We start from the raw sequence: 1,416 nt of genomic DNA, 5'->3' as shown, positions 1-1,416 counted from the left end.
GCCTCGAGCGGCGGCAAGCCCTCTTCAGTCATGATGCGTTCGACGTTCTCGACGACCACAATCGCATCGTCGACCACGATACCAATCACCAGCACCATGCCGAACATGGTCAGAACATTGATCGAGAAACCGAGCATCAGCAAGGTGGCAAACGTTCCCAGCAATGCAATCGGCACGACGATGGTCGGGATGATGGTGTAGCGCCAGTTCTGCAGGAACAGGAACATGACCAGGAACACCAGGGCCACGGCTTCAAACAGCGTTTCGGCCACCTGGGAAATCGAAATCTTGACGAAGCGTGAGCTGTCGTAAGGGATGTTCCACTTCATGCCTTGCGGAAAATAGCGCTCGAGTTCGGTCATTTTGGTTCGGACCGCCTTGGCAGCAGCGAGAGCGTTGCCACTGGGTGCCAGCTGAACACCAATACCGATTGCTGTCTTGCCGTTCAGCCGCGCCGACGTGGCATAAGTCTGGCCGCCAAGCTCAATGCGGGCGACGTCTTTGAGCCGCACCGACGACCCGTCGGTGTTGGCGCGAAGAACGATATTGCCAAACTGCTCGACATTGGCCAGCTGACCATTGACCACCACAGTGGCAGCAATCCCCTGGCCGGCCAYATTGGGGCGATCGCCGATGCTGCCGGCCGACACCTGGGCATTTTGCGCGCGGATGGCGTTGTTAACGTCATTTGCCGACAGGCTGAAACCCGTGAGCTTGGCCGGGTCCAGCCAGATGCGCATGGCACGCTCACTGCCGAAGAGCTGGGCCTGGCCGATTCCTTTGACACGCTGGATCTCGGGCACGATGTTGCGCGAAGCGTAATCACCGAGCGCGACGGGGTCGTGCGCGGGATTGTCGGACGACAACATGATGAACAGCAGGAAATTGGAGCGTGATTTGTCGACGCGAACGCCCTGCTGCGTGACAGCGGCGGGCAGCCGCGGTGAGGCGCGCGACAGGCGGTTCTGCACATCCACCTGCGCGAGATCGGGGTTGGTGCCGGGCTCGAAGCTCAGCGTGATGCTGCCGGAGCCGWCGGCCTGCGCCACCGACTCCATGTAGATCAGGCCGGGTGAACCGTTCATTTCTCGCTCGATCACCGACAACACGCTGTCTTCGAGCGTCTGGGCAGAGGCGCCCGGATAGGCGGTGTTGACGACAATCGAAGGCGGCGCGACGGGCGGGTACTGGGCAATCGGCAGCTGCGTGATCGCCACACCGCCGACCACCAGGATGAACAACGCGATCACCCAGGCAAAGATCGGCCGATCAATAAAAAACTTGGCCATGTAGTTGGCTCCTTACTTCGCTGCCGCAGAAGCAGCGGAGGCAGCGGGTGCGGCGGCTTGTGCGCCAGAGGCGGCGGCTGCGGGGGCCGAAGCTGCATCCGCCGGCTTCGCGCCGGCAGGCTGCCAT

1 protein-coding gene is annotated in these 1,416 nt (G+C 61.7%); it reads right to left on the bottom strand.

Features of this window, described 5'->3' with window-relative positions:
* Positions 1-1,289 (bottom strand): efflux RND transporter permease subunit (locus AC1D0Z_RS21745; protein WP_477660228.1); only part of this gene is annotated, 1,289 nt, incomplete at its 3' end.
* Between the last annotated feature and the right edge of the window lie 127 nt (positions 1,290-1,416).

This window comes from Polaromonas sp. P1_E3 (assembly GCF_056405935.1).
The sequence above is the reverse complement of the archived record's forward strand: the minus strand, read 5'-3'. Positions and strand labels throughout refer to the sequence as shown.